The organism is Arthrobacter sp. AL12 (assembly GCF_029960645.1).
Taxonomy (GTDB): domain Bacteria; phylum Actinomycetota; class Actinomycetes; order Actinomycetales; family Micrococcaceae; genus Arthrobacter.
On record NZ_JASBQY010000012.1, the window covers coordinates 43,259 to 67,872 of the forward strand.

Genomic DNA, 24,614 nt, shown 5'->3' on the forward strand with positions numbered 1-24,614 from the left:
GGAGTCGGAGATGACGACGGACGTAAATTCGCTGGCCCTCGATATGCTGACGTTTTCCGGGCTGCTTCGAATCATCCGTCAGCCGCAGGTGGCCGAGAACTATGAGGCACGGGCGAAGTATCTTCTATCCAATCCTGCAGCCGAAGATGTTGAGGAAATCCGTGCATGGGTTCGCCTTACTCTCCAGGGAGGTGCTGGTGGACTCGGCGACAGGTACCTGCAGAAGACGGACGGGTCGGTGGATAGGGTGCTTAGCCAGCAGTATCAGGACCTGCTGCAGAAAATGACCGACTTCGCACTTGGCGCTGATGAGTCATTGTCGCTGCTCCAGCAGATGGGGAACACCATGTTCGCCCATGGATACACCTACCTTCGCCTGGTCGAGGTCCCAACTGGCAAGTGGCCCTTCCTGCGCGGACACACCATGTACGAGGTGATGACCGCGCCTGGCCTGACCCGTCTGGTGAATTCAACTCTTCTGGGTGGTGCCGTCGGCTACGACCCGCGCGGCACACGACGAGACATGCAGGAGTGCCAGATGACGGCACGCCGCCTTTTCGATGAGGGCCGGACCGATGACTGGGTGCACTTCTCAAGCTCTCAGGTGATTCCCGGCGAGACGCTGCGGCGGGCCACTGCGTGAAGCTTGGCGGATAGCGGACCATAGACTCGGCCTGTAGTGATGGGGGACTGACAATGGGCAATCAAACCGGCCGAATTCTGGCTGAAACTGACTGCACTGTCGTCTTTTCTCCTCGTTGCGGTCCAAGGTGTCTTCGCCGGCGACCTGGTGCCGCCGTGGACGAATCCGGCATTGGCGATCTTGGCCATCCTCACGGTCTCCTTCTTCGGGGCGATACTCGCTGCCCTATTCATCCGCATTCGGGGCAGGGTACGAGGATGATCCCCCATTCGGACACACAATCGCAATGCAGACGACTTCTGACATCAGTGCAGGCGACTCCTGAAAATGACACCTCCCATCCGTTGCTCCGTAACTGCCCTTTTGGGTGTCAAAAGGGCGCCTGTGGAGCAATCGATGGGTAGCGTTGGGGGCATGACGGAACCTAAGCCCCTCCCGCTTCCGATCCGGACCGAACGGCTGGTGCTGCGCCGCTTTGTGGCCGGGGATCTGGAGGCGTACCACGCCTACCATTCGCTGCCCGAGACCGCCCGGTTCCTGCCCGGGGAAGCGAAGAGCTACACGAAGTCCATGGAGTCCGTGGGAAAGTACGCCAACTTCGTCTTTCAGAACGAGGGCGACTGGATCTGCCTGGCCATCGAGGCCGCGGATAAACCCGGCCTGCTCGGCGAGGTGGTGCTGAAATGGCTGCCTGGCTGCGGCCAGGCCGAGATCGGCTGGAGCCTCGCGCCGGAAGCCCGGGGCAAGGGCATCGCGACGGAGGCCGCCGAGGCCCTGCTGAAGCTGGGCTTCGAGGTGTTGCACTTCCACCGGATCGACGCCAAGCTCGATGCCCTGAACACGGCCTCGGCGGCGCTGTGCGAACGCCTCGGCATGCGGCGGGAATCCACCCAGGTGGACAAATGGCACTACAAGGGCCAGTGGGCCACAGAAGTCGTCTACGCCACGCTCGAGCACGAATGGACGTCCCGGCACCCCGCGTAGGACACGGCCGGGTTCCCATAGCGGCCACATGCGTCAGATGACTGCAGGGGCGAGTCAGTAGCTGGCCGGCGCGTCCCTGCCGTCCCCGCCATCGGGCCGGACGAACGCGGCGGCGAGCGCCTCGGAGCCGCGGGCCAGCAGCGCCACATCCGCGCCCACCAGCACAAACGAGGCCCCCGCTGCCAGGTAGTCGTGCGCGGTAGCAGGGTTGAAGGCGTTTACCCCGGCGGGTTTGCCGGCCGCGGCGGCGGCGGCCAGGCAGTGTTCGACGGCGGCGCGCACCTCGGGATGTTCCTGCTGGCCCAGCAGCCCCATGGAGGCCGCGAGGTCGGAGGGGCCGAGGAAGATGCCGTCCACGCCGTCGACCGCCAGGATGTTCTCCACGACGGAGACGGCTGCGACCGACTCGATCTGCACCGTGAGGCTGATGGTCTCGGAGGCCCGGGCAAGGTAATCGGGAACCCGGTTCCAGCGTGCGGCGCGCGCCAGAGCGGACCCGACGCCCCGCACGCCTTCGGGCGGATACCGGGTGGCGGCCACGGCGGCCTCCGCCTCGGCCGCCGAATTCACCATGGGAATCAGCAGGTTCTGCACGCCCAGGTCCAGGTACTGCTTGATCACCACGGTGTCGTTCACCGGCGGCCGCACCAAAACATGGACCGGGTAGCCGTTGACGGCCTGCAACTGGGCCAGGATGGATTCGAGCCCGTTGGGGCTGTGTTCGGCGTCGACCAGCAGCCAGTCCAGGCCGGAGCCGGCGCAGAGTTCGGCCACCAGGGGGCTGCCGGAGCAGACCCACATCCCGGCCAGCGGACGGCCCGCAGCGCCGGTTTGGTTGGCCAGGGCGTCCCGGAAGGTACGGGCAAGTTCTATTCGAAGCGGCATGTGACAACCCCCAGGGGTCCGTAGTCGGCGTGGACGGTATCGCCCTTGTACACCCAGAGGGGCCGGGTGAAGGAGCCGGCGAGGATGATGTCCCCGGCCTTCATGCCGTCCCCGTGGGCGGCGATCTTGTTGGCCAGCCAGTGGACGCCGTTGGCGGGGTGGTCCAGGACCCCGGCGGCGACGCCGGTTTCCTCCACGGTCTGGTTCTTGTAGAGGATGGCCGAGACCCAGCGCAGGTCCACGGCATCCGGGCGGACCGGGTTCCCGCCGATCACCATGGCCCCCATCGCGGCGTTGTCCGAGATGGTGTCCACGATGGTCCGGCCCTCCATTTCAATCCGGGAGTCGAGGATCTCCAGGGCCGGAACGACGTAGTCCGTGGCGTTCAGGACGTCGAAGATGGTGCAGCCGGGGCCGGCGAGGTCCTTCTTCAGCACGAACGCCAGCTCCACCTCCACCCGGGGATGGCTGTACTGGTCCCAGGCCACCGAGCAGCCCGTCTCCAGCACCATGTCATCGAAGATGGCGCCGTAGTCCGGTTCGGTGATGCCGGTGGCGGCCTGCATGGCCTTGGAGGTGAGGCCGATCTTGCGGCCCACCAGCTTCCGCCCGGCGTCCTCGTTCCGGCGCCGCCACAGCTGCTGCACGGCGTAGGAGTCCTCGACCGTCATCCCCGGGTAACGTGCGGTCAGCAGCGGAACCGGGGTCCGGGTCCGGCCGGCCTCCAGCAGCTCATCGGCGATGGCCTCAATCGTCTGGGCATCCAGCATGGCTACAGCTGCGCCCCGAGCTTGAACCCGGTCCGGCCGCCGTCGGAGGACCCGTCCTTGCGGGTGTAGGAGAACCCGTCGGCGCCCACGGTCACGGCCATCTCGGACTTTTCCTCGCGGACGACGACGGGCTGCGGGTTACCGTCGAGGTCCAGGACCAGGGAGGCCTCGGTGTACCAGGAGGGGACGACGGGGTTGCCCCACCAGTCGCGGCGCTGGTTGTCGTGGACATCCCAGGTGATGACCGGGTTGTCCGGGTCCCCGGTGTAGTAGTCCTGGGTGTAGATCTCGATGCGGTGGCCGTCGGGGTCCAGGATGTAGAGGTAGAAGGCGTTGGACACACCGTGCCGTCCGGGGCCGCGTTCGATCCGGTCCGAGATGCGCAGGGCGCCCATCTTGTCGCAGATCTGGATGATGTTGTGCTTCTCGTGCGTGGCGAACGCGACGTGGTGCATGCGCGGGCCGTTGCCGCCGGTCAGCGCGGTGTCGTGCACGGTCTGCTTGCGGTGCATCCAGACCGCGTAGGTGACGCCGTCGGAATCCTGGATGTCCTCGGAGACCCGGAAGCCCAGGTCCTCGAGGTACTTCCGGCCGCGCGGGACGTCCGGGGTGACCTGGTTGAAGTGGTCCAGCCGGACCAGTTCACCGGCGGAGTACAGGTCGTAGCGCTGGGTGAGGCGTTCGACGTGCTCCACGTCGTAGAAGAACTCGTAGGGGAAGCCCAGCGGGTCCTCGACGCGGACGGAGTCGCCGATGCCCTTGGTGAAACCGCCCTTGCGGCGTTCGGTGCGGCAGCCGAGTTCCTTGTAGTAGGCTTCCGCGGCGTCGACCTCGGCCGGGGACTTCACCCGGTACGCGAACGCGGCGACGGCGGCGATGGGTCCCTTGCGCAGCACCAGGTTGTGGTGGATGAACTCCTCCAGGGAGCGCAGGTAGATGTTGTTCTCGTCCTCCTCGGTCACGTGCAGGCCGAGCAGGTCCACGTAGAACGCGCGGGACTTCGCCAGGTCGGTGACCACAATCTCCATGTAGGCGCAGCGGACAATATCGGGGGCGGGGACCGAGGGCTTGGGGATGACGTTGCTCATGGTGTTCTCTCTTCGTTGAGGAGGGGCAGTGGTTGAGGTACGACGACGGCGGGCCGGTTACCCCGGTTGCGCTATCAGCTGTGGTTGCTTTCAGGGCCTCGAAGGGGCCGTAAGTGATAGCGCATCGGGCTCAGGCGCCGAATTTGGGGGTGTGCACGGTGCCGAGCGTGATGTGCACGGCCTGCTGGTCGGTGTAGAAATCGATGGAGCGGTAGCCGCCCTCGTGTCCGAGGCCGGATGCCTTGACCCCGCCGAACGGGGTGCGCAGGTCCCGGACGTTGTGGCTGTTGAGCCAGACCATGCCGGCCTCGACGTTCTGCGAGAAGTTGTGCGCCCGGGTGAGGTTCTGGGTCCAGATGTAGGCGGCGAGCCCGTACTTCGTGTTGTTCGCCAGGGCGAGGGCTTCCTCGTCGCTGTCGAACGGGGTGATCGCGACGACGGGGCCGAAGATCTCCTCCTGGAAGATCCGCGCGTCGGGGGCGACGTCGGCGAACACGGTGGGCGCGATGTAGTTGCCCTCCGGCAAGTGCTCCGGGCGGCCGCCGCCGGCGAGCAGCCGGCCCTCGGTCTTGCCGATCTCCACGTACCGGGCCACCTTGGCGTAGTGTTCCGGGTGGACCAGGGCGCCGACCTCGGTCTTCGGGTCGTGCGGGTCCCCGACGACGATGTTTTTGGCCCGGGCGGCGTACTTGTTGCAGAAGTCCTCGTACACGGCGCGCTCCACCAGGATCCGGGACCCGGCGGTGCAGCGCTCGCCGTTGAGCGAGAAGACCCCGAACAGGGCCGAGTCGATCGCGGCATCGAGGTCGGCGTCGGCGAACACGACGCACGGTGACTTGCCGCCCAGCTCCATGGACAGGCCTTTGAGGTTCTCCGCGGCGTTGCGGAAAATCGTCTGCCCGGTGGTGGTCTCGCCGGTGAAGGAGATCAGCGGCACGTCCGGGTGCTTCACGAGCGCGTCGCCGGCCTCCTCGCCGAGACCGTTGACCAGGTTGAAAACCCCGTCCGGCAGGCCGGCGTCCTTGAAGATCTGCGCCCACAGCGATGCCGAGAGCGGGGTGAATTCGGCCGGCTTGAGCACCACGGTGTTGCCGGTCGCCAGCGCCGGGGCGAGCTTCCAGGACTCCAGCATGAACGGGGTGTTCCAAGGGGTGATCAGGCCCGCGACGCCGATCGGCTTGCGGTTCACGTAGTTGATCTGGGAACCGGGGACCTTCATGGCGTCGTCGAACTGGGCCACAATGAGGTCCGCGAAGAAGCGGAAGTTCTCAGCCGCCCGGAGCGCCTGGCCCTTGGCCTGGGTGATCGGCAGGCCGGTGTCGAAGGTTTCGAGCTCGGCGAGGCGTGCCTCCTGGGCCTCGACGGCGTCGGCGATCTTGTTCAGGATGCGGGCGCGTTCCCGCGGCTTCATCTTCGGCCAGGGGCCGGTGGTGAACGCCTCGCGGGCGGCGGCGACGGCGAGGTCGATGTCCTCTTTCTGGCCGGCCGCGGCGGTGGCGTAGGTGGTGTTGGAGACCGGATCCAGCACATCGAAGGTCTGGCCGCTGACCGAGTCGACGAATTCGCCGTTGATGTAGTGCTGGATGTGCGTGGTCAGGTCCTGCGGAACGTAGTGGGTGGCGGTCTCAGGGGCAGTGAACGTCATTGTTTTCCTTACTGAACTGATATTGCGGCGCTACCAAGTGCAACGCGGGGACACTTGCGGCCCATGCGGGGCCCTTAATGGGCGCTGACTGACCCCGCGTTGCTCTGGGCGAGGTAGGCGTCCAGGGTGGCGGAGCGGTGCAGGCGGGCGGCCTTTTCAATCACGTCGGCGTCGGCGGCGGACTCGATGAGCCGGAGCAGGGCCTCGTGTTCGTCCACCGATTCGTGGGCGCGGCGGGGGACAAAGCGGAACGTGGAGGACCGCAGCGACGCCAGCCGGTTCCAGCCCCGGTGGACCAGGTCCAGGATGTGCGGGTTGGGGCAGTGCTCGAACAGGATGCTGTGGAAGTCCTGGTTCAGCCGGGTGAACCGGACCGGGTCGAAGTGTTCCAGGCATTCGCGCATCTCGGCGTTGACGGCCCGGGCCCGGGCCACGTCAGCCGGCCCGATCAGGGGAGCGGACAGGGCCGTGGCGGCGCCCTCGACGATGCTGAGGGTCTGCATCGTGTAGAGGTATTCGGTGGGGTCGATGCCTGCGACGGTGGCTCCGACGTTCCGTTCGAACTTCACCAGGCCCTCCGCTTCGAGCCGGCGGATGGCTTCGCGGACCGGCACCACACTGACACCCAGGTCCTCGGCGATCTTCGCGAGCACCAGCCGGTAGCCGGGGGAGTAGGAGCCGTCGACGATCCGGGCCTTGACGGCGGCGTAGGCCTGCTCGGACTTGCTGGCGCTGGCGCTGGCGGTGTCATTCATTGGCTTTGCCGGCTTCCCAGTTCACGTAGCGGGCGCGCCACTCGGCGTTCAAGGGGTAGAGGCCGTCCACGCTGTGGCCCTGCTGCACCATCTCGGTGATGAAGGCCTCCTCGCGCTCCTGGGCGATGGAATCGTCGGCGAGCTCCGCGGCCAGCGCCGGCGGGATCACCAGGATCCCGTCCGCGTCGGCCACGATGATGTCCCCGGGCTGCACGGTGGTGCCGCCGCAGGCGATCGTGATGTCCGTGTCCCACGGGATGTGCCGGCGTCCGAGCACGGCGGGGTGCGGGTTGGCGTAGTAGGTGGGCATGTCCATCGCCGCGACGGCGGAGAAGTCCCGGACACCGCCGTCGGTGATGATGGCGGCGGCGCCGCGGACCTGCGCGCGGAGGGCCAGGATGTCGCCGATGGTGCCGGTGCCCTTTTCGCCGCGGGCCTCCATGACCAGGATCTCGCCCTCGTTGACGGAGTCGATGGCCTTCTTCTGGGCGTTGAAGCCGCCGCCGTGGGTCTTGAAGAGGTCCTCGCGGTTGGGCACGTAGCGCAGGGTCCGGGCCAGGCCCACGATCCGCCTCTCCGGCCGCGTGGAGCTGAGCCCGTCGATGCTGACGTTGTTCAGGCCGCGCTTGCGCAGCTGCGAGGACAGCGTGGCCGTGCACACACTCTCCAGCTTCGCCTTCAGCTCCGGGGTCAGGACAGGCACGACGGCGGCGGCGGCCGGAGCCTCCGTTGCCGGCGCCTCCGTTGCCGGTGCCTCCGCCGACGGGACATGCTCAGCGGCGGAAAGACCGGCCGCCGCGCGGGAACCGTAGGCCTCCTCCCGCTGCAGGTCATCGGTCCGGGGCTGCGCGCCGAAGTCACCGAACGGCGTCGTGCCCTCCGCCACCAGGGTGACCAGCCGGCCGGTGGTGCTTTCGCCGGCACTGACCTCAACCTCGACGACGTCGCCCGGCTTGGCCACCGACGCGCCGGCGGGGGTGCCGGTGAGGATAATGTCGCCCGCCTCGAGGGTGAGCAGCTGGGACAGGTCGGCGACCAGGCGGGCGAAGGGGAAGAGCAGGTCCCCGGTGGTGTCGTCCTGGACCAGCTCGCCGTTGTGCCAGGTGCGGATCCGCAGGCCGGCGGGGTCCACGGCGTCCGCGGCGATCAGTCCAGGGCCCACGGGGGTGAAGCCGTCGCCGCCCTTGGACCGGAGGTTGGAGCCCTTGTCGGCCCAGCGCAGGTCGTAGACGCCGAGGTCGTTGGACGCGGTGACCCATTCGACGTGGCTCCAGGCGTCCTTGACGGCCACGCGGCGGGCGGGCTTGCCGATGATCAGGGCAATTTCGCCCTCGTAGCCGAGGAGCTCGCAGCCGGCCGGGCGCTCCACGGTCGAGCCGCCTAGGGCCAGGGACGAGGTGGGCTTCAGGAAGTACGAGGGCTGTTCGGGAGTGCGGCCGCGCTGGGCTGCCCGGCTGGGGTAGTTGATGTGCACCGCGATGACCTTGCGGGCCGCTGCCAGGGTTTGGTCGGTGACCTGTTCCAAGAATGACTCCTCATCGAGTACGAAATCGTATACGAAGACTATTGCCCAGGAACCGCGGATCGTCAACCCCCGGTTCCGGCGAATCCAGAGGGCGCTTGTAACCCACGTCATATCTGCGTACAGTTTTGGAGAAGACAAAAATTCTATTATTGAACGTCACGTTCTATTATCGAACACGCAGCGGCGACGGCGGCGAAAGAAGCCACCCGGCGACGTGCCACCCGGCAGAAGCCACTCCGCGCAGTGCCCACAACGAAGTGAGGAAAGCCCGTGCAGTTCCACCACCACGGTTACGTATCCGGTGACCCGCGAGTCCAGCCCGCGGCCGGCGTCGGCATCGACCGGCCGGCAGACCTCCCCGACGAGGTCGACGTGCTCATCGTGGGCACCGGCCCCGCGGGCATCGTCGCCGCCGCGCAGCTGTCCCAGTTCCCGGGCATCACCACCAGGATCGTGGAGCGCCGCGGCGGGCGCCTGCCCATCGGCCAGGCCGACGGTATCCAGGCCCGCAGCGTCGAGACCTTCCAGGCATTCGGCTTCGCCGAGCGGATCACCGCCGAGGCGTACCGCATCACCGAGATGGCCTTCTGGAAGCCGGACCCCGCCGACCCGGCCAAAATCGTCCGCGCCGCCCGCGCCAAGGACGACACCACCGGCATCAGCGAGTTCCCGCACCTCATCGTCAACCAGGCCCGCGTCCTGGACTACTTCGCCGAGTTCATGGCCAACGCGCCCACCCGCATGGCCCCCGACTACGGCCTGGAGTTCCGCAGCCTGGAGGTCGACGACGGCGCGGAGTACCCCGTCACCGTCACCCTCGTCCACACCGCAGGCCCCGACGCCGGCCGGGAGCGCACCGTCCGGGCGAAGTACGTCGTCGGCGCGGACGGCGCCAAGAGCCGTGTCCGGGACTCGATCGGCTGCACCCTCGCGGGCGATGCGGCCAACCACGCCTGGGGCGTCATGGACGTCCTCGCCGTCACCGACTTCCCCGACATCCGCACCAAGTGCGCCATCCAGTCCGGCACCGGCGGCAGCATCCTGCTGATCCCGCGCGAGGGCGGCCACCTCTTCCGCATGTACGTCGATCTCGGCGAGGTCGACAAGGAGGACAAGGGCGCCGTGCGCAGCACCACCATCGAGCAGATCATGGCCCAGGCCAACGAGATCCTGCACCCCTACACGCTCGACGTTCGCAACGTCGCCTGGAACAGCGTGTACGAGGTCGCGCACCGCCTCACCGACCGGTTCGACGACGTTCTGCCGGAGCAGCAGGGCACCCGCACCCCGCGGGTGTTCATCACCGGCGACGCCTGCCACACGCACAGCGCCAAGGCCGGCCAGGGTATGAACGTCTCCATGCAGGACGGCTTCAACCTGGGCTGGAAGCTCGGGCACGTGTTGGAGGGCCGCAGCCCGGAGAGCCTGCTGTCCACCTATTCGGCCGAGCGCCAGGTCATCGCCAAGAACCTCATCGACTTCGACAAGGAGTGGTCGACGCTCATGGCGAAGAAGCCGGAGGAGTTCAACAGCCCCTCCGAGCTCGAGGACTTCTACGTGAGCACCGCGGAGTTCCCGGCCGGGTTCATGACCCAGTACACCCCCTCGATGCTCATCGCCGAGGCCGACCACCAGGACCTGGCCACCGGCTTCCCCGTCGGCAAGCGCTTCAAGTCCGCGCCCGTGGTGCGGGTCTGCGACACCAACCCGTTGCACCTCGGACACCACGCCACGGCGGACGGCCGGTGGCGCATCTACGTCTTCGCCGACGCCAACGCGGCCGCCGCCGGGACCGCCGGGATGCCAGCCACTGCAGCCGCAACGCCCGACGCCGGGACGCCGGGTTCGGCGTCGCCCCTCGCCGACTTCGCCGAATGGATCGCAAACACGCCGGACTCCCCGCTCGCCGCAACCCCCGAGGGCGCCGACCGCGACACGTGGTTCGACGTGAAGGTGATCTACCAGCAGGAGCACACGAGCATCGACATCGGCACCGTGCCGGCCGTGTTCAAGCCCTCGGTGGGTCCGTTCCAGCTCACCGACTACGAGAAGGTCTACGCCGCCGATCCGTCGGCGGACATCTTCGAGCTGCGCGGTCTCGACCGCGGCGGCGTCGTCGTGGTGGTGCGCCCGGACCAGTACGTGGCGAACGTTCTGCCGCTGACGGCAACGGCGGAACTCGGCGCGTTCTTCGCACCCCTGCTGCAGGCCGGCCAGCGCGTCCCCGAGTCCCTGGGCCAGGTGGGGTAGGCACCGGAAACCCCTCCGCCCACGAAAAGGCGCCGGCGTGCATCAACGCCGGCGCCTGCTTTCCGCCCAGGACGCCGCATGCGATCCTTTCCGTGCCCAATTCCGCTGCGGTAAACGTCCCATGACGCGCGGCCGGACCAGCGCTACGGGGATCCCCGCAGCGCTTGTCTGTTTGCGCGTCGCCTGCCCGGAACCGCAGCGAATTTCTGCTCCGGTGCGGCATCGCCCGGGAAGTAGGGACGAATCCAGCCCACGAAAGGCTCGTCCAAGCTCTTCGGCGGCGGTAAACGTCCTGTGGCACGGATACGGCTCTGCGCTACGGGTATTCCGTAGCACTGGGTCTTCTGAGCATCGCCGGCCCGGACGCGTAGCAAAATTGCGGTGGCCGCACAGGGCGGGGCCGACGTTGAGTAAAGCCCCCAACGCCTAAAGACGGCCTGGGACAACCCGCGGAGCCAGCGGGAAGGCAGCTAGCCCGGCGGGTCGAAAGCCCGCCCGGTCCCCGGCCGCCTGGTCGACGGCCGGTCGCGCAGTTCGCGCACGGCGGCGACGACCTCAGGACCAAGCAGTGTGGAGCCGGCCCACTCGAGGGCCGGTGTCCGGCGCGAGGCCACGTATTTCGGGATGCGGTTGAAAAGCCGCGCGATGTCCCCGTCTGCGTGCGGCCAGTACCCGGAGAAAATGTCGTAGGTCCGGCGCCCAAGCAGTAGCGCGTCCATCCCCGCCATCCCGAAGGTGACCTGCTCGCCGACGACCTCGTCGATGAGAGGCGCCTGCCAGCCGCCAAATGCGAAACCACCGTTAGTGTCCTCGTCCGGTCCGCCGGGCGCCTGGGCGACGCCGTCGAGCGTGGTGAACAGGTCGATATGGATGAGTCCCATGCCGTACTCCTCCTCTGTCGCCCGTCGTCGCCCCGGCGACGGGATCACTTCGAGGCTGGCACACGAACCCGCTGCGAAGCAACGGGTAGCGACGTCCCGGCACGCGCCCACTGCGCGTCCGAGCACTCCGGCTCCGGACCGACACAGGAATGTTCGCTGGCGGGAACGAATCCGAAACATGGGCTTGGCAGGATGGGCCGCAGGCCGCCCGTCATTTGGCGTGTGGCCTGCAGCGGTGATCGGGGCGCCCTGGGTGGTCCGGTGAACCCGCTGAGATGGTCGTCCTTCCGTCGGCTTCCTTCTGATGCTCCACCCACGTGAAAGGTCGGACCATGTCCACGGACACGCAGCACACCAGTGCCCCCACACTTCCGGCACCGGCAGATACCGATGCCCGCGCAGCAACCAAGGAAAGCCTTGAAGATTACACGCTCAGGTTCGCCCCACGCTCGTATCGCAAATGGGCCCCCGGGGTCGTGGCCACCAGCGCACTGGGAGGAATCGCCTACCTTGCCGATTTCTCCATCGGGGCAAACATCGGCATAGCCCACGGAACAACAAATGCCCTCTTGGGCATCGCTGTCGCCGCACTCATCATCTTCGTGACCGGTATTCCGCTCGCGTACTACGCGGCCCGCTACAACCTGGACCTGGACCTCATCACGCGGGGCTCCGGCTTTGGCTACTACGGGTCCGTCATCACCAACGTCATTTTTGCGACGTTCACGTTCATCTTCTTCGCTCTTGAGGGGTCCATCATGGCCCAGGGCCTGGAACTCGGACTCGGGGTCCCGAAACCCATCGGCTACGCCGCATCGACCCTGATCGTCATCCCGTTCGTGGTCTAAGGAATGAAAGTGCTCTCGAAGCTGCAGGTCTGGACCACCCCGTTGTGGCTCATCCTGATGGTCATTCCCTTCGCCTACCTGGTGATCACGAACCCCGATTCCATCGGGACGTTCTTCGCCTACGAGGGCGAGAACGGGGCAGGCACGGGCGCAAACCTCGCCTCCGTGATGCTCGCTGCCGGCGTCTGCCTCTCGCTCATCGCCCAAATCGCCGAACAAATCGATTACCTGCGCTTCATGCCGCCCAAGACCGCAGAGAACCGGGTGGCCTGGTGGAGGGCCGTCATCCTGGCCGGCCCCGGCTGGGTGGTGTTCGGCGCCGTCAAGCAGGCCGTCGGGCTCTTCATCACCGTCTACCTCATCGCCACGCTGGATCCTGCGGCATCAGCCACAGCCAACGAACCCGTCCATCAGTTCCTGGGTGTGTACGAGCAGATGATGCCGGGCTGGCTCGCACTGGCCCTGGCCGTGATCCTTGTGGTCATCTCGCAGATCAAGATCAACGTCACGAACGCCTACTCCGGGTCGCTGGCCTGGACGAACTCCTTCACCCGAGTCACCAGGACCTATCCGGGGCGGCTGGTCTTCGTCATCGTCAACTTGGTGATCGCCCTCGCGCTCATGGAACTCAACATGTTCGAGTTCCTGAACACCATCCTGGGCTTCTACGCGAACTGCGGAATGGCCTGGATCGTGACCGTCGCGACAGACATTGCCATCAACAAATACGTCCTGAAGCTCTCGCCCAAGCAGCCTGAATTCCGCCGCGGCATGCTCTACAACTGGAACCCTGTCGGCGTCGTCTCGCTGACACTCTCGGCCGGTATTTCAATAGCCATGTTCTTCGGGGCGTTCGGTTCCGGGATCGCCCCGTTCTCGCCGATCTTCGCCGTCGCCATTGCCGTCGTCGCTACGCCGCTTATGGCGGTCGCGACCGGCGGCCGGTTCTATCTGCGGCGCACCGACGACGGAATTGACCTGCCAATGCTCGACGACGACGGCAATCCCTCCGGCGCAAAGCTGCTCTGCCACGTTACCGGTATGGAATTTGAGCGGCCGGACATGCTCCTCTCCGCCGAACCCGCCGCTGATGGTTCCAAGCAGTACATTTCGTCGCTGGCCCTCGCCACCGACAAGACCGGCCGCTACGTCCTGCCGGCACAGAAATGACCTTAATCGTTTGACCGGATGAGGAACGCCCCTTCGTCAACACCTGCTCCCGGGCGGGACTGATGAGGGGGCGTTCGGCGCGTCAGCCAAGGTCCGTGCGCCGGGCCCGGCTGCACCTGCCGGGCCTGGGGCAGCGGCAAAAGGTCGTCGCATTGTGACCAGGGCAAGCACCACAATCCAGGCGAAATATGTGTAGGCGTTGATCCGTTCGAAGCCGCCGGCCCAGGGCGTCGCATTCTGGGCGAGGCCCTGGATGGCGGACGATGCCGCGGCCCCGAAGCCTGCGATGACCAGCAGCGTGGCGATCGCATACCACCGGAACCATCCCCGGTAGGCGACAGCGGACAGCACGATCGCCACGGAGACGAAGAAGCTGAAAACCGACGTCAACGCAATGTGCATAACATCGTTGAAGCCGCTGGCGAGCCACCGGGAGCTCATCGCGAACACCGTATGAGTCGGAAACCCGATGAGGCCCGTGGCAACCAGACATATGCCAGCCCAGCGGAGACTCCTGCGATCGGCGGCCGTTCGCCAGATCCCAGCACCGAAGGCCGTCATCAGCAGGGCGTGAACGAGGATGACCGTGACCATCAGCGGCCGCACGGGTGAGCCGAAGGCGCTGAGTTCGCTGATCGCCTGGTCCTGAAGCTGTACCCGGTGTACAGCAGGCCGGAGGCGAGGTCCCCAACGCCGTAGATCGCAACGGCGAGGATGCCGGCGGCCAGGAGGGCCGTATCGGCAGCATCCGCGTTCTCACGAGCCGTGAGCGGGCGGGGATCTCGGGAGACATTCATGGCCTGCCGCCCTTCGAACGGGACCGCATCCACGTCACCGTACTCCCGCCGTCAGGACGAGGTTAGAGGCAAGGGGCACCGGCACTAAAGACAGTTTGCTTATCACGTAGTCTACGCTTAGAGTCTACATTGTAGACAAGTTGCTTTGGGCGGGCTTCCTCGGAACCCCGAATTTTCATTCCGGCAGCGCTCTATCCCCGGATCTGCGGTGACGCAGCCACCCGGGATCCTGCTTCAATGCCGCGTGCACGGCTTCGAAGCCCGGCTGCTGTAGCCACGCGGCGGCACACAATGCACCACAAGGAAGCGAACCAGCCTTGGCCACTTCTCAACGTATGCCCATCCCTCACGTGCGCGGCCCCATCAGTGCCGGGCTCTTCCGGCTTCTCGCCGGCAGCCCCGGAGACGATCCCGCGGCGCAGGCCGCCTTGCAGGATCTCGCCGCGGCACGGCTGCCAGACATCGAAGACGTGATCGAGGACGGCGACGTGCAGCTGACGCTCTTCTGCCTGTACGAGCTGCATTACGGAGGCCTCGACGGCGTGACCGACCGCTGGGAATGGAACCCCGGCCTGATCGCGCTCCGGCAACTGCTGGAGGAGCCCTTCGAGCGGACGCTCCGGGATGCGGCACTCCCGTACGAGGGCCCTGCCCAGCTGGATTCTGCCCAGCCCGATTCCGCCGCAGGCCTGGACAGTGACGCGGTGGCGGATATCCTGTTCGGACTCGCGGCCCAGGACGGCGGACCCGGCATGTCCCGCCACGTCGCCAAAAAGGCGACCCTTAAGCAGCTCCGCGAATTCCTGATCCACAAGTCGATCTACCAGCTAAAGGAAGCCGACCCGCACACCTGGGCGATCCCGCGGCTGCACGGCCGGGCCAAGGCCGCGCTGGTGGAAATCCAGGCCGACGAGTACGGCGGCGGCCGCCCGGACCGTATGCACAGCACCCTCTTCGCCCGGACCATGCGCGGGCTGGGGCTGGACGACCGCTACGGCGCCTACGCGGACGCGGTCCCGCCCGTTTCCCTCGCCTCGGTCAACGTGATGTCCCTCTTCGGGCTGAACCGCCGGCTCCGCGGGGCTGTTGCCGGGCACCTGGCGATCTACGAGATGACCTCATCCCGGCCCAACCAGCTGTACGGCAACGGATTCCGGCGCCTCGGCTTCGGCGCCGATGTGACCGCGTACTTCGACGAGCACGTCGAGGCGGACGCCGTCCATGAACAGATCGCGGGCAGGGACCTTGCCGGCGGGCTCGTGGAGTCGGAGCCGGAGCTCTTCCCGGACGTCCTGTTTGGCGCCACGGCGGTGATGGCCATCGACGACCGCCTCACCTTGCACATCATGGGGGCCTGGGACGACGGCGAGTCCTCCCTGCGCGCGGCCGTGCCCGCCGCGGTGTGACCCAAAAACCCCGGCCCTTCAAACCCAGACATTGAGCACCGATGAACCAGAACCCACCTGAACCGTCCACCGAGAATTTCATCGTCGTCTGCCCCGACGGACCGATCCTGGTGCGCGGCGACTTCGAGATCGTCACGCCGTCCGGGGAACCGGTGCCACGGCAGCGCAAAACCGTCGCCCTGTGCCGCTGCGGTGCCTCCGCGATCAAACCCTACTGCGACGGCACCCACAAGCTGATCGGCTTCCGGACCGAAATACCAGGCAAGCCTGGGAACAAGGTAGCTCCGTAATCGGCGCTGCCCGGCTGACCGCTGCTGCCCGGCGGATGGTTCGGGCCGGGCGGATCCCGTGCCCCCTAGTGCTGGTAGACGTCCCGACGGTGGCCCATGGCTACGACCAGGACGATGAGCTGTGCGTCCCGGATCTCTTAGATGATCCGGTAGTCGCCGGTGCGGACGCGCCAGTCGCCGCTGCTGCCGGTGGGTTTCTTGGCGCCGGGGGCAAAGTTGGCCGCTATGAGAGGTCGCAAAGCGGCCAACTTTGGTGAATGGACGGGTGGGTGCCGCCGTCGCGACCGGCCGGAGCCCCCGGGCAGCAGTCCGCCGAAGAACGCGGTTGCGGCCTCCGGTGTGGACGTGCGGGGCCGATGACCGTGCCGTAGAGATGGACGTCCTAGTATTCAAGCACGGTCGGCGCAGTCCCGGACGCTCAGCTCGATGCCGAGCTTCTCCATGACCGCAAAGAACTGGTCGTTGAAGATTTCATGACCCCGTGCAAGGACCCTCCTGATGAGCTATTCGTAATAGGACCAGCCTGATTACCTTTTCGTAATCATTCCAGCGTCATTACGAATATGTAATGAGGCAACCGGGCTCGACGGCGATGCCGTGGCTCGTGGTGCCGCCGCCGGCCTGCCGCAATGACGCAGGGGGCCGCTACAAGGGTTCTCATAGCTGCGGAGTTCGGCGCTCCGTGGGGGCGTTCTGTGATCGCTCGATGCTGCAGTGTTAAGTCTTTGAAGAATCTCTGAAGCGGCAATCTCGAAAGTGGCTTCTGATCGAGAGGCACTGCGTCTCAGTTCCTATGAAAGGATACGTCGACGCGCAGCTACTTCCCGTTCTTGGGCGCGTCGGCGGAGGTCGAACGAGCTACCGTCATGCCCCCCGGGCGGAAGTGGATGAGACTGGACTTCGTTCACATTTGACCCGTTGGTCACTTCTGAAACAAAGAGTGGTATCTTCACCTTGTGTCCCCCCAAAATCTTTGGGAAACGGGCAAGAAGCCCATCAGGACCACCGACCTTGAAAGCGGCGCTCTCGACGTCTTTTTGCCCCACACTCTGGGTCTCAACCTGACGGGAAAACCGTGGCAAATATCGTGGCAAAGAAGAAGTTCAGCAAGAAAACAACGGCGGCCCTCACAGCGGCCTTCCTGATCATTGGCGGCGGCGCGTACGCGTTCTGGAGCACCACGGGCGCCGGAACGGGCGCCTCGACCAACGCCCAGTCCAACGGAACAGTTGTCCTGACCGCCACGTTCGCACCAGGGCTCACCCCCGGTGCCAGTACCGCGGTGACCTACACGGCGGCGAACCCAGGAACCTCGAGCCTGCGGGTCGGGACCATCAGTCATGTGGTCAGCACGAGTGCCCCGTTGTGCCTGCCGGCGGACTTCACCATCGCCAACGTTCTGTCCGACACGACCGTTCCGGCCGGGGCCACGGCCTTTGCCCTCGCCGGTACCGGAACGCTGACCTTCACCGACACCGCCATCAACCAGGACGCCTGCAAGGGCGCCACGATCACACTGACGCTCTCGTCCAACTAACAGGTTCCGCAGCGGACAGGTCCCATGGGACCTGTCCGCCGGCGGCCGCCCGGCAGGTCAGGACCGCCGGGAACTAATGAAGGACTGTCGTGCTTTTCGTCGACGCAGGTGACGCGGGAGTGCTCCACCGCGCACAGCGTGCCGTGGTGGTCATCACCCTTGCCCTCGCGGCCCTACTGGCACCAGGGGCCGGTACGGCATGGCCGTACTCCACCGGCCCAGTTTCCGGCGCAGGCTCCGCCAGCCTGGGCACAGTACAGCCCCCCACAAACCTCACGGTCCCGGCAACGAGCACCGGAACGGTGCATCTGAGCTGGACCGCGGCCACCGGAACACCCAAGCCCACCGGCTACTTCATCACCCGCACCCGGACCAGCGACGGCGCGACCGCCGCCGCCTGCGGCACCAGCAAAACGGCCACGACGGCCGGTGCATCCTGCGATGACCTCACCGTGCCTGCCGGCACCTACCGGTACACCGCCACCTCGGTGTACCGCACCTGGACCGCTTCCACCGCACTGAGCAGCGCCGTCGGGGTGACTCCGCCCGGCACGGCAACGAAGCTCGCCTTCCTCACCCAGCCCGCCAACTCCTCGACCGGCGTCGCACTCCCGACCCAGCCCGTCGTGGCAATCACCGACGTCAACGGCAGTATCGTCACCGCACAGCCACCCACTTCTGTCACCCTCACCGTCTCCGGAGGCACCCTGACCGGTTGCCAGTCCGCAACGACCTCGAATGGGGTGGCCACCTTCTCCGGCTGTACCGTCACCGGCGCCGGCAGCTACACGCTGACGGCGGCTTCCGCGCCACTGACCATCGCCGTCAGCACGACGTTCACCGTCGCCGGTCCCGCCGCCCAACTCGCCTTCACCACCTCGCCGCCGAACGCCACCGGCGGTACCGCCTTCGCCACCCAGCCGGTCGTGGCCGTCCAGGACAGCTCCAGACGCACCGTGACCACCAACACCAGCCCCATCACGCTGAGCATCACCGGATCTCCGGCCGGCGCCACCCTAGGGTGCATCTCGAACCCGTTGCCGGCCTCGGCCGGGAACGCGGCATTCACCGGCTGCAGCATCAACAAGACCGGTACCTATACCCTGACCGCCGCCGGGGCCGGTTTCACCACGACCAGCACCAGCTTCACCATCACCACCGGACCGGCCGCCAAACTGGGATTCACCACGCAGCCGTCCGGCTCAACCGGCAGCGTACCGTTCGGCACCCAGCCGTCCGTCAGCATCCAGGATGCGGGCGGTAACACCGTCACCATGTCCACGGCCACCGTTGACCTGACACTCACCGGCTCCTCCGGCGCCGTGCTGAGCTGCGCCTCGACTGCCGTCGCCGCCGTCGCCGGTGTTGCCGCCTTTGCCGGCTGCAGCATCAATAGGACCGGCACGTACACCCTGAACGCCACGTCAGCCGGCCTCATTTTCACGATCAGCAGCACCACCACCGTCGCCGCCGGCGCCGCCACCCAGCTCGGCTTCACCACACAGCCGTCCGCATCCACAGCCGGTGTCCCTTTCGGGGCCCAACCCGTGGTGGCCGTCCAGGACGCCGGCGGCAATACCACTACCAGCACCGCGGCCCTCACCCTGAGTATCACCGGCTCCCCGTCTGGGGCCGTCCTGACCTGCGCGGCCAACCCCGTCACCGCGACCGCCGGTGTCGCCGCTTTCTCCGGCTGCGGCATCAACAAAGCCGGAACTTATACTCTGACCGCCTCCGGTGCCGGTTACACGACGGCCAGCCTGAACTTCACCGTCTCGCTGGGAACCCCCACGAAACTTGGCTTCACCACCAACCCCACCAACTCCACCGGCGGCATCCCCTTCCCCGCCCAGCCCGTCGTCGCCATCCAGGACGCCGGCGGCAACACCATTACCACCAGCACCGCGGCCATCACCCTGAGCATCACCACCCCGGCCGGCGCGACCCTGGCCTGCACCACTAACCCCCTGACAACCATCTCGGGTGTGGCCGCGCTCTCCGGCTGCGGCATCAACAAACCCGGAACCTACACCCTGACCGCGACCTCCGGCTCCCTTGCCGGCGCCGTCAGTACCAGCATCACTATCAGCACCGGGCCGGCCGCCAAACTCGCTTTCACCACTTCCCCTACCGCCGCCGCCGTCAACGCGGTCTTCGCTACCCAGCCTGTAGTGGCCGTCCAGGATGCCGGCGGCAACACCATCTCCGCCAGCACCGCCCCGGTCACCTTGAAAATCACGGCACCCGCCGGCGGGGCGAACCTGACCTGCACCACCAACCCCCAATATGCCGTCTCGGGCGTGGCCGGCTTCGCGGGCTGCAAGATCAGCAAGACCGGAACGCGGACCCTGACAGCAACCTCCGGAACCCTCACCGCCGCCGTCAGCGCCAGCTTCACCATCACCGGCGGCACGGCCACCAAGCTCGCCGTTACCACCAGCCCGTCCGGGTCCACCGGTGGCGTCTCTTTCCCCACCCAGCCCGTGGTGACCATCCAGGACGCCGGCGGCAACACCACCTCCAGCACCGCATCCGTCACGCTGAGCATCACAGGCTCCCCGTCAGGCGCGGTCCTGAGCTGCACGGCGAACCCCAAAAACGCCGTCTCCGGCGTGGCCACCTTTGCCGGCTGCAACATCGACAAACCCGGCACCTATACCCTGACCGCGACCTCCGGCTCCCTCACCGCCGCCGTCAGCACCAGCTTCACCATCACCATCGGCCCGGCGTCCAAACTCGGATTCACCACCAATTCGTCCAACACCGTGTACAACACTGTCTTCGCCACCCAACCCGTGGCGGCCGTCCAGGACGCCGGCGGCAACACCATCACCACCAGCACCGCAGCCGTCACCCTCAGCATCACCACTCCCGCAGGAGCGGTCCTGGTCTGCACGGCGAACCCCAAACCCGCCGTCTCGGGCGTAGCTGTCTATGCCGGCTGCAGTATCGACAAGCCGGGCACCTACACCCTGACCGCAACCTCCAGCGGGCTGACCTCCGCCGTGAGTGCCAGCTTTACCATCACTGCCGGGCCGGCCACCAAACTCGCCTTCAGCACCAGCCCATCGGGCTCCACCGGCGGGAGCGCCTTCGGCACCCAACCCTTCGTGACTATCCAGGATGCCGGCGGCAATACAACCACGAGCACCGCATCCGTTACCCTGAGCATCACCACGCCCGCGGGCGCGACCCTGACCTGCACAACAAACCCCAGAACCGCGGTCGCCGGAGTGGCCTCGTTCGCCGGATGCAATATCGACAAAACCGGCACCTACACCTTGACCGCGGCCTCCGGCACCCTCACCGTAGCCGCCAGCTCCAGCTTCACCATCACCGCCGGCCCGGCCGCCAAACTCGTTTTCACCACGCAGCCTTCCGGCGCCGCAGCGAACAGTGTGTTCGCCACCCAGCCCGTGGTAACCGTCCAGGACGCCGGCGGAAACACCGTCACCACCAGCGGGGCCACCGTCACCCTGGCCATCACCCAACAGCAAGGAAGCCCCGTCCTGACCTGCACAGCCAACCCCAAAACCGCCGCCTCGGGTGTGGCCGCCTTTACCGGCTGCAAAATCAGCAAACCGGGAACAGTCACCCTGACAGCAACATCCGGCACCCTCACCGCCGCAGTGAGCTCACTCTTCAACATCACCTAAACTGTTGATCGCTGCGCTAAATGGCGCGGAAGACGCAGTGGTATTTGGCTGTCAGCCTGCTCTTCTGAAGAGTGCTGACGACGTCCGGCGACATTCGGGGCGAGATGCGAACGGGAGAATGGCAGGGGCGTTCTCCGCGGCCTCCGCGGCACTGCCTCTTACTACGTTCGGTGCCTACGGCGCCGGCGGGGCGGTGGCCGTTGGAGCGGCCGACGTCGGGCCGGGAGCCGGTGCGGTGGCTGTTCCCCCGGATTCCGTGGGCTGGGTTCCCGCGGGCGCTGTAGCCGTGGAAGTCGCGGTGGGGGCGGTCCCGCCGGGCGCCGGCGCGGTCCCGGGAGCGCCCGGAGTCGCCCCCGGTGTGGCGCCCGGAGTGCCCGGCGTGGCCGAAGGGCTAGCGCCCGGGCTCGCACTCGTGCTCGCCCCCGGCGAACTGCCCGGAGTGGCGGGAGCCGGGCCGGATGAGCCCCGCGGCGTGGCGCTGGGGTCGGACCTGATGACCTCCATGATCTGGACCTTAAAGGCGTCAAGGCGCCCCTGGATCTCCGAGAGCGGCACATCCTCCAGGGTCCGGCCGTATTCGGCGATCTGCTGCCAGAGCTCGTTGAGCCGGGTCATGCCGTCGGCGCTCAGCGGCCCGTCCAGGGTCAGGACCAGCTGGCTGGCCAGGGCGTAGGTCAGGCACCGTACGCAGTTGTAGTTCGCGGCCGCGGAGAGGTTCTCCGGGACGATCACGTCGGTCTGGCCCACGATCAGCACCACCTGGAAGCCGACCGCGACGGCGGCGCAGTCCGCGCAGCTGGCGAAGGCGTAGGCCTCGTTGCGGGTGGTGACGTCCTCGCCGTCGTCGGCCCAGACCAGCGCGAAGGCGACGTCATAAACCACGGATCCGTCCGTGGTGTTGACCGCGAGTGACTGGTTGCCGTCCTCCTCCGGCGCGGCCGGCTGGTCGAAGGGGAACACCCAGGCCGGAGCCGTGGCTCCGGCGGTGCCGGGACCACGCGGGACCAGGACCATGCTTAGCTGCGGGTCCTCCCGGGTGGGCTTCTCCGCACCGGCGGGCCAGAGCGCCACGGTCCGGCCGGCTCGGCCCTCCCGCAGCCCGGTGGTGGCACCGGGCGGGAAGATAGCGGTGGTGGCGTCGGCCAGGGTGCCTCGCTCGTAGGACTGGACGGGCCGGTAGCTTTCGCCGCCGGGCCACCAGGCCCAGGCGAGGCCGGCCGTCACGGCGGCGATCACGGCGAGGGAGGTCCCGCGCTGAAGCGCCTTGCCGCGGGTCTTCTGCCACAGGGCGGTGATCAGTTGCTTTCCCAGCCGGAACAGGATGTAGAAGATCCCGACGACGGGAAGCGCGACGGCGGCGATCGCCAGGATCCGCACGGCGGCGTCGAGGATGTCCCCGCCGGCCAGGGCGCTGTTGAACATGGCGTACTGCTTCTGCCCGCTGTCCCACGCGGTGCCGAGGAGCCGGGGGAGGGACAGCACCATCAGGACCAGGCTGAAGAGCAGCAGCGGGACGGTGATGAGCACCCAGGCGGTGACCACGGCCCGGGCCCACGGCTTGAGGAGCTGCGCCTCCGGGTCCTTCCGGCGCCACGGCAGCAGACCCAGCAGGGTGGGCTTGATCCTCTGGAACAGGTCCGGGACTCCGGTGGCGTCGGCGAGGATGTGGTACCCGTCGAAGCGGACCAGCGGCAGCAGCTGCCGGACCATCTGCAGCACCTGGGTGACGACGAGCAGCAGCGCGTCGAAACCGGTGGCCCACCAGATGCCCATGATGGCGACGGCGACGATCGCGTTGAAGTACAGCCCGCCGAGGTCGGTCCGGATGCGGCCGGCGCGGCCCAGCCGGTAGGAATCGGTGACGTCGGTGAAGAACGCGGGCCAGATCAGGTACAGGCCGGTGCCCATGGCCCCCGGGGTGGCGCCGCCGCGGCGCGCGGCCGCCGCGTGCCCGAACTCGTGGAACCCGGCGGAGAGCACGGTCACGGCGAGGATCAGCAGCACCAGGCCCGGGTTGGCAAAGGCCTCGTGCGTGGCGGAGGCCAGGCCCTTGACCATGAACACCCACCAGCAGGCGGCGAGGAAGGCGCCGGTCACGAGGACCACGATCAGCGGGTTGAAGAGCGCGGCGAAGGGGGCCGTGATCCGGCGGGTGCGCTCCGGGTCGGTGACGGTATAGCGGAACTTCATCCCGAGCAGCGGGTCCGCCTTGCGGACCTCGGGCTGGGAGCCGTCGGCGAGCCGCAGCAGGCCCAGGGGCAGCAGCTGGGAGTCGATCAGCGTCCGGACGTTGTCGGCGCTGACCAGCCGGCCGAACCCGGCGCTGGCGTGGCTGGCGATTTCCTCCGCGCCGCGGGCGCCGTCGATCGCCTCAAGGACCAGGTAGAGCAGCCGGGTGAGCTGCAGCGTCTGGCCGTCGGCACGGCGGACCAGGGACGGTGCCTCGCGGTAGCCGGAGCCCTGGGTTTCGCCGAGCAGCTGGACGCCGTCGGCCCGGACAGGAACCGGCAGGGTGCCGGTAGCGGCTGCGGGCACAGAAGGAGCAGGCGCGGCCACCGGGGACACAGCCGGCGCAGGTGAAGCCGGCGCCGACGCAGCCGCTGCAGAAGGAGCCGGCGCGGAAAAGGCCGGCGGGCCGTCCGTGTTGGACGGCCCGCCGTGCGGTGAACTCATCCCGGGGACTACTGCCGGAGGTCGGACTGCTGGTCGGCCGAGGCCGTGGCTTCGCCCTCAATGTTCTGGTTGATGATTGCGTCCTGCTGTGAGACGGCGTAGGCGTTGCTGTCGATCGAGCCGATGTTGGCGGCGACCGCGGCGTCGATCGGGGCAGCGACGTTGGCGTTGGCGGCCACGGCACCGTTGATCGGGGCGGCGATGTCGGCGGAGGCGTCCAGGTCCACGTTCACGTTGAGCAGGTTCGAGTTCAGGGCGCCGGCGACGTCGGTGGGCAGGGCGCCGTCCTCCGCCGTCACCTCGGTTGCGCCGGTGTCGCTGCCGTCGGTGCTGCCGGTTTCCTGTTCGATCGTGCTGTCCTGCGCGGATTCGGCAGTGGCGTCGGCCGTGATTCCCTGGTTGATGATGACGCCCTGGTCGGAGAGCGCCTGGGCGTCCGAGCCGAAGGACAGGATGTTCGCCGAGGCCGCGGCGTCGATTGGGGCGGCGACGTTGGCGTTGGCCGCGACGGCGAGGTCAATCGGTGCGGCGGCGTTGATGCCGAGGTCCAGGTCCGCGTTGAGGTCCAGAATGGAGGCCACTTCCTTGTCCGGAAGCGCGGTGCCTGCCTCGGCCATCAGCTCGTCGTCGCTCAGCGGGGTCAGATCCTGTTCGGTGCTCACGAAAAACTCCAGTCCCGGCACGGTTCCTGCTGCCCCCAGTGAGCAGTTTCCAGACCAAACGTGCCTGATGCGAGTCAATAGTAAGCACGATTAGCATTTATCCGATAGGCAGCTCCCGAAAAATCCCTCCCAGGTTCATCCGTTGCTCC

17 protein-coding genes and 2 pseudogenes are annotated in these 24,614 nt (G+C 67.1%); 8 read left to right on the forward strand and 11 right to left on the reverse strand.

What is annotated here, in order from left to right; translation table 11 throughout:
- The first annotated feature begins 10 nt into the window (after positions 1–10).
- Together QK291_RS13400 and QK291_RS13405 are read left to right on the forward strand one after the other, a co-directional pair.
- Positions 11–643 carry a hypothetical protein gene (locus QK291_RS13400; protein WP_282382681.1) on the forward strand — a complete coding sequence of 211 codons (633 nt, stop codon included), beginning with the start codon at positions 11–13 and terminating at the stop codon, positions 641–643.
- A gap of 414 nt (positions 644–1,057) precedes the next feature.
- A complete protein-coding gene (locus QK291_RS13405) occupies positions 1,058–1,627 on the forward strand; it encodes a GNAT family protein (protein ID WP_282382683.1) in 570 nt (189 codons plus the stop codon).
- Between the two features lie 54 nt (positions 1,628–1,681).
- Here QK291_RS13405 and QK291_RS13410 read toward each other — a convergent pair whose 3' ends face one another.
- The 6 genes from QK291_RS13410 to QK291_RS13435 all read right to left on the reverse strand — a co-directional run bounded on the left by QK291_RS13410 (position 1,682) and on the right by QK291_RS13435 (position 8,295).
- On the reverse strand, positions 1,682–2,512 hold the full coding sequence (locus tag QK291_RS13410; RefSeq protein WP_282382684.1) for an HpcH/HpaI aldolase/citrate lyase family protein: 831 nt from the start codon (positions 2,510–2,512) through the stop codon (positions 1,682–1,684).
- Positions 2,497–3,282: a 2-oxo-hept-4-ene-1,7-dioate hydratase gene (gene hpaH, locus QK291_RS13415; RefSeq protein WP_282382686.1), complete on the reverse strand. Its 786-nt coding sequence runs from the start codon at positions 3,280–3,282 to the stop codon at positions 2,497–2,499. The genes QK291_RS13410 and hpaH overlap by 16 nt, the downstream gene beginning before the upstream one ends.
- Positions 3,283–3,284: 2 nt before the next feature.
- Positions 3,285–4,370 carry a 3,4-dihydroxyphenylacetate 2,3-dioxygenase gene (gene hpaD / locus QK291_RS13420; RefSeq protein WP_282382688.1) on the reverse strand — a complete coding sequence of 362 codons (1,086 nt, stop codon included), beginning with the start codon at positions 4,368–4,370 and terminating at the stop codon, positions 3,285–3,287.
- 130 nt (positions 4,371–4,500) lie between these two features.
- Positions 4,501–6,015: a 5-carboxymethyl-2-hydroxymuconate semialdehyde dehydrogenase gene (hpaE, locus tag QK291_RS13425; RefSeq protein ID WP_282382689.1), complete on the reverse strand. Its 1,515-nt coding sequence runs from the start codon at positions 6,013–6,015 to the stop codon at positions 4,501–4,503.
- Positions 6,016–6,089: 74 nt separating this feature from the next.
- Entirely contained in the window at positions 6,090–6,770 is a 681-nt protein-coding gene (locus QK291_RS13430; RefSeq protein WP_282382690.1) for a GntR family transcriptional regulator, read from the reverse strand.
- Positions 6,763–8,295: a fumarylacetoacetate hydrolase family protein gene (locus QK291_RS13435; RefSeq protein WP_282382691.1), complete on the reverse strand. Its 1,533-nt coding sequence runs from the start codon at positions 8,293–8,295 to the stop codon at positions 6,763–6,765. The genes QK291_RS13430 and QK291_RS13435 overlap by 8 nt, the downstream gene beginning before the upstream one ends.
- 270 nt (positions 8,296–8,565) lie before the next feature.
- On the opposite strand from QK291_RS13435, the gene QK291_RS13440 reads away from it, so the two are divergent.
- Positions 8,566–10,545, forward strand: a complete 1,980-nt coding sequence (locus tag QK291_RS13440) for an FAD-binding monooxygenase (protein ID WP_282382694.1) — start codon at positions 8,566–8,568, stop codon at positions 10,543–10,545.
- Between the two features lie 521 nt (positions 10,546–11,066).
- Here the strand turns inward: QK291_RS13440 and QK291_RS13445 are convergent.
- Positions 11,067–11,426 (reverse strand): annotated as a pseudogene (locus tag QK291_RS13445) (deaminase); the annotation flags it as partial.
- A 332-nt stretch (positions 11,427–11,758) separates the two neighbouring features.
- Here QK291_RS13445 and QK291_RS13450 point away from each other — a divergent pair.
- Positions 11,759–13,444, forward strand: a pseudogene (locus tag QK291_RS13450) (hypothetical protein).
- A 36-nt stretch (positions 13,445–13,480) separates the two neighbouring features.
- On the opposite strand, the gene QK291_RS13455 reads toward QK291_RS13450, so the two are convergent.
- Complete coding sequence (locus QK291_RS13455; RefSeq protein WP_282382810.1) at positions 13,481–14,038, reverse strand: DUF998 domain-containing protein; 558 nt, start codon at positions 14,036–14,038, stop codon at positions 13,481–13,483.
- Positions 14,038–14,241 carry a hypothetical protein gene (locus QK291_RS13460; RefSeq protein ID WP_282382696.1) on the reverse strand — a complete coding sequence of 68 codons (204 nt, stop codon included), beginning with the start codon at positions 14,239–14,241 and terminating at the stop codon, positions 14,038–14,040. The genes QK291_RS13455 and QK291_RS13460 overlap by 1 nt, the downstream gene beginning before the upstream one ends.
- 335 nt (positions 14,242–14,576) lie before the next feature.
- On the opposite strand from QK291_RS13460, the gene QK291_RS13465 reads away from it, so the two are divergent.
- The 4 genes from QK291_RS13465 (at position 14,577) to QK291_RS13480 (ending at position 21,130) form a co-directional block, all read left to right on the forward strand.
- Positions 14,577–15,647 (forward strand): iron-containing redox enzyme family protein, encoded by a 1,071-nt coding sequence (locus QK291_RS13465; protein WP_282382697.1) that lies wholly within the window; start codon positions 14,577–14,579, stop codon positions 15,645–15,647.
- A 41-nt stretch (positions 15,648–15,688) separates the two neighbouring features.
- Complete coding sequence (locus QK291_RS13470) at positions 15,689–15,937, forward strand: CDGSH iron-sulfur domain-containing protein (RefSeq protein WP_282382699.1); 249 nt, start codon at positions 15,689–15,691, stop codon at positions 15,935–15,937.
- A 1,075-nt stretch (positions 15,938–17,012) separates the two neighbouring features.
- Positions 17,013–17,474: a hypothetical protein gene (locus QK291_RS13475; protein WP_282382700.1), complete on the forward strand. Its 462-nt coding sequence runs from the start codon at positions 17,013–17,015 to the stop codon at positions 17,472–17,474.
- A gap of 89 nt (positions 17,475–17,563) precedes the next feature.
- Positions 17,564–21,130: a hypothetical protein gene (locus QK291_RS13480; protein WP_282382701.1), complete on the forward strand. Its 3,567-nt coding sequence runs from the start codon at positions 17,564–17,566 to the stop codon at positions 21,128–21,130.
- A 174-nt stretch (positions 21,131–21,304) separates the two neighbouring features.
- On the opposite strand, the gene QK291_RS13485 is transcribed toward QK291_RS13480, so the two are convergent.
- Both QK291_RS13485 and QK291_RS13490 read right to left on the reverse strand, forming a co-directional pair.
- Positions 21,305–23,665, reverse strand: a complete 2,361-nt coding sequence (locus tag QK291_RS13485) for a hypothetical protein (RefSeq protein ID WP_348994576.1) — start codon at positions 23,663–23,665, stop codon at positions 21,305–21,307.
- A 146-nt stretch (positions 23,666–23,811) separates the two neighbouring features.
- A complete protein-coding gene (locus tag QK291_RS13490) occupies positions 23,812–24,465 on the reverse strand; it encodes a peptidoglycan-binding protein (protein ID WP_282382707.1) in 654 nt (217 codons plus the stop codon).
- Positions 24,466–24,614: the final 149 nt, after the last annotated feature.